This window comes from Paenibacillus sp. S-12 (genome assembly GCF_030363895.1).
GTDB classification, from domain to species: domain Bacteria; phylum Bacillota; class Bacilli; order Paenibacillales; family Paenibacillaceae; genus Paenibacillus_B; species Paenibacillus_B alvei.
On the sequence record NZ_JASIUF010000018.1, the window covers coordinates 302,009 to 308,471 of the forward strand.

The 6,463-nt window shown below is 47.0% G+C and carries 6 protein-coding genes; 2 read left to right on the forward strand and 4 right to left on the reverse strand.

Annotated features, from left to right (window positions below; translation table 11 throughout):
• Nucleotides 1-185 precede the first annotated feature (185 nt).
• Together NO352_RS18740 and NO352_RS18745 are read left to right on the forward strand one after the other, a co-directional pair.
• Nucleotides 186-1,106: an aldo/keto reductase gene (locus NO352_RS18740; RefSeq protein WP_268621984.1), complete on the forward strand. Its 921-nt coding sequence runs from the start codon at nt 186-188 to the stop codon at nt 1,104-1,106.
• A gap of 218 nt (nt 1,107-1,324) precedes the next feature.
• Nucleotides 1,325-1,951, forward strand: coding sequence for a nitroreductase family protein (locus tag NO352_RS18745; protein ID WP_268621982.1), 627 nt, complete (start codon nt 1,325-1,327; stop codon nt 1,949-1,951).
• A gap of 63 nt (nt 1,952-2,014) precedes the next feature.
• Here the strand turns inward: NO352_RS18745 and pstA are convergent, their stop codons facing one another.
• From pstA to NO352_RS18765, 4 genes are all read right to left on the reverse strand, one after another.
• Entirely contained in the window at nt 2,015-2,896 is an 882-nt protein-coding gene (gene pstA, locus NO352_RS18750) for a phosphate ABC transporter permease PstA (RefSeq protein WP_289356457.1), read from the reverse strand.
• Nucleotides 2,893-3,846, reverse strand: coding sequence for a phosphate ABC transporter permease subunit PstC (gene pstC / locus NO352_RS18755; RefSeq protein ID WP_268621979.1), 954 nt, complete (start codon nt 3,844-3,846; stop codon nt 2,893-2,895). Before pstC ends, pstA begins: the two co-directional genes overlap by 4 nt.
• An 82-nt stretch (nt 3,847-3,928) precedes the next feature.
• Complete coding sequence (locus NO352_RS18760) at nt 3,929-4,792, reverse strand: phosphate ABC transporter substrate-binding protein (protein ID WP_005544106.1); 864 nt, start codon at nt 4,790-4,792, stop codon at nt 3,929-3,931.
• Between the two features lie 24 nt (nt 4,793-4,816).
• The gene (locus NO352_RS18765; RefSeq protein ID WP_289356461.1) at nt 4,817-6,262 is read right to left on the reverse strand and encodes a stalk domain-containing protein; all 1,446 of its coding nucleotides are present in this window, start codon (nt 6,260-6,262) and stop codon (nt 4,817-4,819) included.
• Nucleotides 6,263-6,463 lie beyond the last annotated feature (201 nt).

The following is a 6,463-nucleotide window of genomic DNA, read 5'->3' on the forward strand; positions in this document are numbered from 1 at the left end:
CTATAACTCATATTATCATGAATAATAGCGGATTATGAAATTAATTTTTTTTCATATATCATTCAGCTCAGGTCGAAATATGCTCCATGATTAGGCTTGAATCGGCTCCCTATGCTATGATTACGATAAGTATCATCCACTTTATGAAGTCAAATTTTTAATACATAAGAAAGGTGTGTTCTTCCATGCAATATCGCAAGCTTGGCAAGACAGGAATGAAAGTGTCTGTAATTGGTGTAGGCACTTGGCAATTCGGCGGTGAATGGGGACATGACTATACACAAGCAGAGGTCGATTCCACCCTTCACAAAGCGAAGGAGCTCGGCATTAATTTCATTGATACAGCTGAATGCTACGGCGATCACCTTTCGGAATCCTTCATAGGGGATTATTTGAGCAGGGACAATCGTGAGGATTGGGTAGTTGCAACGAAGTTCGGCCACCATTTCCACTCTCACCTGAATCGGACAAATGAATACGATGCTCCAGAGGTATTGAAGCAACTGGATGATTCCTTGCGTGCGCTCAAGACTGAGTATATCGACCTGTATCAATTCCACTCAGGTGATGACGATGCCTTCAATAATGACGCGCTCTGGACAATGCTGGACAAACAGAAGCAAGCCGGTAAAATTCGTCATATCGGTCTATCCTTAAATAAAAGCAATAGCATGCACCAGACGGCGAATGCAACAGACGTGGGCGCAAGTGTCATCCAAGTCGTGTACAATCGACTTGACCGAGGCCCAGAGCAGGATGTATTTCCATCCTGTATCGAGCAGAATCTAGGCGTTCTGGCACGCGTTCCGCTTGCTAGCGGCCTCTTGAGCGGCAAGTACAAGCCAGGTGCTTCCTTCGCCGCCAATGATGTGCGTCATCGTCATGAGCAGCAGTTCATTGATGAGCGTTTGCAGCAAGCCGAGCACATTCGCCAGACCGAAGTGCCGGAGGGTGTCAGCATGGCGGAATGGGCACTTGCTTGGTGTCTGCGCCACCCTGCTGTTACATGTGTCATCCCTGGATGCAAAAACGAAGCCCAGGTCGAGAGCAATGCTCGAGCTGCACAACTTGTATCCTCAGATCATCCACAGTTATGGACGGAATAAATGACATGCGATTATCCCGCAAATGCACCACATGGTGGTCGGTTTGCGGGTTTTTTGCTGATATAACAAGGACGAGCAATCATTTGTAAACGCATGGCTAATTATTTTTAATATTTTTTCGTAATTCACTTACTTTTTTATAGTTAATATGGTATGATCTTTTTACAACAATGAATACCCGAACATGCTATCATAAGACGTAAGAGGAGATGAGACCTATGCATGATATCGAAACCATCGTCAAACAAAGACGCTCAGCCAATAAATTTATTAAGGATATCGAAATTTCGGAAAAAGAACTGAGTGACATGTTCTCACTTGCGAAGTTCGCTCCATCCGCCTACAATCTGCAGCATACGCATTATGTTGCTATCACGGATAAAGACAAGATGAATGCGCTGTATGAGGCTGCTTACAAGCAATACAAAGTCTTGACCGCTTCAGCCGTGATCGTGGTGCTGGGCGATATGAACGCCTATACACATGTGGACACCCTGAATGAAGGTTTGCTGAATCTGGGCGTGATTAACAAGCAGGAGTATGATCACTTTGTAAGCAGTACGAAGGATTTCTACATCAATCGCGGGGAGTCCTTCCGCCGTGAGGATGCCATTCGCAATGCCAGCCTATCTGCGATGCAGTTCATGCTTATTGCCAAAGACAGAGGCTGGGACACTTGCCCAATGATTGGCTATGATCCCGAAATGGTTCGAACAGCGCTCAATATTCCAGACCATTACGTTCCCGTTATGATGATTACCCTTGGCAAGGAAGATACATCAAGCCCGCGTCCGCGCGGCTATCGCAAACCCGTTCACGAATTCGTCACCTTCCAATCCTTCTAATTCATACAGAAGAGTAAAGCTTCCCCAGATTAGCCATCTTGGGAAGCTTTATTTATGCTTGCGTTATTTTTTCAATTTGCGGTTGTTGAACCAGAGTGGAATGCGGAACACCAAATTGATGAATAGAACGACAAAGACAAGGACTGCAGCCGCCTTGTCAGCAATTTGACTAGCGTCCTCAACAATCGCTTCGGATTGCACATACCAGAGATGAACAGCGAGTGTCTCTCCCGGCGAGAATAGGTTGAAGTCCCACATTTCTCCGGAAGTGCTCAACCCCGCAGTCAAAATAATAACCGCCGATTCACCGAACGCACGGCCTGCCACCAAGCATATTCCAGTAATAACCGCTTGCAAGGCTACAGGGAGAACGACCGTGCGAATCGTCTGAAACTTCGTCGTCCCGAGCGCATAAGCTGCATTGCGCAGCTCGATCGGAACATCTCGAATTGCCTCTTCCGTAACCCGGCACAGCATGGGCAGATTCAAAAATGCCAAGCTTACCGCCCCGCCCAATATTGTGAGTCCAATTTGGAAGTATTCTGCGAAAATCGCGAGCCCAAGCAGCCCGAATACGATAGAAGGAACGGATGATAAGGATTCGACACACATGCGAAGACCTTCTGTAAAGCGGTTCGCAGGCGCATATTCCGCCATATAAATGCCTGCCCCTACTCCAATAGGCACGGAAATAAGCAAGGACAGGATTAAGATATAGAACGAGTTGAACAATACGGGCCCAATGCCACCGCCCGCATCTATTTCTTCTGGAACCCTCGTTAGAAACTCCAGCGTGATGCCAGACAACCCTTTGCTCAAAATCGTATACAGCAGCCAGAAGATGAGCAGCAGAACGGCTGCTCCAAGTGCGTAAAACAGCACCGTAGCCGCCTGATTGTACAGCTTGGCTCGATTGTTTTGGCCTGTTGAGGAAAACGAACTCATGCGCGTGCGCCCCCTTTTTTGCCTATAAAACGAATGACAACAATAAGCAGGAAGGAGATAAGCAGCAGCAGAAACGCCATCATGTGAAGCGCATAGTTCCAGGTTGAATCGAACTCTACGTTTGAAATTTGCATGACAATGTTGCTCGTCAGCACCGCCGTTGGCGTAAATAAAGAGCCGGCAAGCTGAGCGGTGTTGCCGATGACCATGACAACTGCCATCGTTTCGCCAATCGCACGAGTCATCCCCAAAATAATCGCTGCAATAATGCCTCGCTTCGCTGCCGGAAGCACAACCCGCATAATGACCTGCAAGCGAGTAGAGCCCAGCGCATAGGCCGCTTCCCGATATTTCTTCGGTACGGCTGCGATAGCTTCATCACTTACCCGACATATGGTCGGCAATATCATAAGGGACAGAACGAGCGCGGCTGCAAGCAGGCCGTCTCCCAAGTTCTCCCCTGTCCATTCACGAATCAGTGGGATCAATACGGTTAAGCCCAAATAGCCATACACTATAGAAGGAATACCAACCAACAAATCAAGCACTGGCCGAACGAACTGTTTAAACCACATTGGAGAAATCTCTACAAGCAGAACTGCCATGCCAACAGATATCGGAACTGCAATCAGCAGGGTAAGTCCTGTCAGCAGCAGGGTGTTGATAATAAATGCACCGGCCCCGAATTTTCCATCTTCCGGCGTCCAATCGAGTGATAAAAAGAAGTCTGCTAGAGAAATATCGCGGAAGGTCAATATCCCCGTCTTGCCGATGAAGAAGATGACCAGTCCGAGCACAGCACATAAGGCTAGAATGCACAGCAGAAATAAGTAATGGAACAGGCGGTTCGTAAATCGTACGCGAGCATATCGGTCGAACTTGCTTTTCTTCGTTGTAGTAAGGATATTGGCTCCGCTAAGCGGTGCTAGTTCATGAACAGGCGTGCTCATTCTCGTTCCCCCATAGAACAACCAGCCCCCGACTTCCTGAGGGCTGGCCGTGAATGAAATCTCTTACAGCGATTCGTTCCGTTTACTTCATTGCGGAAATCGGGATGAATTTCAGCTTTTTCAGCGAACCTTGTTGGAATTTCGCACTTTGAATATACTCGATGAATGCTTTTGTAGCACCTGTAGGCTGACCTTTTGTCATATAGTAACCGTAAGCCCATACTGGATACTTGCCTTTGATGACATTGTCAGTAGTAGCTTCTACGCCGTTGAATTTCACGGCTTTTACATCGCTGTTCACATATACAAGGTCAATGTAGCCAATTGCGTTCGGAGTTGTTGCAACTGCTGTTTTCATGTCGCCGCTAGAACCAACTTCTTTGTAGTTGTCCTTTTTCTTCGTGATGTCGCCGCCATCCAATGCTTTCAATTGATAGTTAACGCGCGTACCAGAACCGAAGGAACGAGTGATGACAACGATGTCTGCATTGTCGCCGCCAACCTCTTTCCAGTTCGTGATTTTACCGGAGTAGATCCCTTTCAACTGTTCCGTTGTCAGGTTATCCACCTTCACATTTTTGTTTACGATTGTTGCAAAAGGAATTACCGCTACTTTGTGAGCAACTTGACCTTCGAATGCTTTGAAGCCTGGAACGTCTACGCTTGCATCCCAATCGCACGCGCCGATTTCAGCGATGCCTTTCTTAACAGCTTGCGGTCCAGTGATGGAGCCTTTACCGGAAGCTGCAACTTTCACTTTTGGATGCAGCTTTTGGAATTCCTTCGCTGCTTGCAGTGTCATTGGCAGCAAGGCTGTAGATCCATTAATGGTTACTTTGCCTTTCAAGTCCTCCTTAGCAAGAGCGGTAGATGCTCCGCCGAAAGCGGATGATACGAGGAATAAAGAGGCTAAAATAGCCAAAGATGCAATTTTCAATTTTTTCATTGTGATGTTCTCCCTTCGTAATGGTTATTTCGTTAATGCAACTGCTTGATTATTTGCAACCCATTTCACTTGACCATTTTCAATCACGGCAATTTGAGAAGCGTCCGCGGATGGAAACAGTTCCGTAATTGTGCCTTCTGTTGTGTACAGCTTCGACTTGGCGCCGTCTGCTTTCACCGCATAGATGCTTGACTTTCCGTCCTTTTCCGTCACTGCGATGATCAATTGACCTTTAGCGGAAGTAACCGCCAAGGACACGTCTACATCAACTGCGAAATCAGACACTTTCTTTTCCTTAGCCTGAATAACCTTCAAAACATTGTTCTCAACCGCTCCATCCGTATCGCCACTTACGTATACAACTCGTCCATCTGCCAACAGGTTCGGATACAGCTTGTTGTCTGGCGTCGTTGTCAACTGAACTGCCTTCGCATCCTTTGCAGTCAAATCCAGCGTAAACAATTGGGAGCCTGCTCCAGAGAAGTCGATGGACAAGGAATCTTCTGTGCTATCCTTGTCATTTTTCGCCACCCCCGTAATGTTCACCGCATAGAGAAGCGTCTTATCGTCTGCAGACAAGCGGATATCCGACTTATTCTCAACTTTGTCAGCCAATACAGTCGTAATTTTGCCGCTGTCTACGCTCACGCAAGAAATTTTCTCCTGCTTGTCCCCCTGTACAAAGTACACTTTTTTGCCGTCTGCCGACCATGTCAGATCTGTTTTCACGGAAGTATCTTTTCCAATCGCTTGCGCCGTTCCGAGACTCATATTCATCAAAAACAATTGGCTTGACTCATCTGAGAATACCCCCCACTTTAGATCAGGGGAAACTGCTGTGTTCGCTGCGTTTTCATTGAAAGTCAGTGCATCATATACCCGGTATGTAGGATTCCATTTATACAATTGAACCGATCCATCGAATTCGCGAGCCGCTATCACTTCACCGTTGCTGTTTACACGTGGTGAGCTGAAGTCGCCTTCGAGAGGCTTCACCCTGATCAGATTCAGCTTGCTTCCAGACCCCGTCACGTCTCCACCGAATGCTTCCACAAGCACGTTAAGCTCAGCGTAGATCACACCTTTTTGCTCTTGCGGCGCAACTGTGAAGCTCTTCGCTGCGCTGTCTTCTTGATAAGCATTCGAGTTTACTTGGATCGTAATCGTTTTTGCTGGATTTCCTCCAACCAGCGTAATCACGCTTTTGCTCTCAGCTTGGATGTGCGCACCAAATATATTGGCAATGTCGCGAACGGAGTACAATACCTTCCCTTTTACATTCAGCGTGCGGATATTACTGCTAGCACCGTCAACCCCGATAGATTGACTGGATGCTTTCGCTGCTTCCTTCGTCACTGCTGCGATGCTTACTTGCCCTTTGTTTGCTTCCGCTGCACTGACAGCACCTGTAGATATGATCGTGGATAGTGCTAGCGACGTTGCGATGACCGTTAACATGTTACGATTCATGTCTTCACCCTTTTCTCATGGCAATAGGTATTGCAATAGGCTTCTGGAAGTATTTTCACATACGAATGTTAACGGGAATCGTGCGTATTTTTTTGGATTTGTAAATTTTGCAATTTACGCAAATAATCAAAACCACCCGTCCAACGGGTGGTTTGCACTTGGGGTATAACCCCCTGTTGCCAAACTGCGCCTAAAGACGCT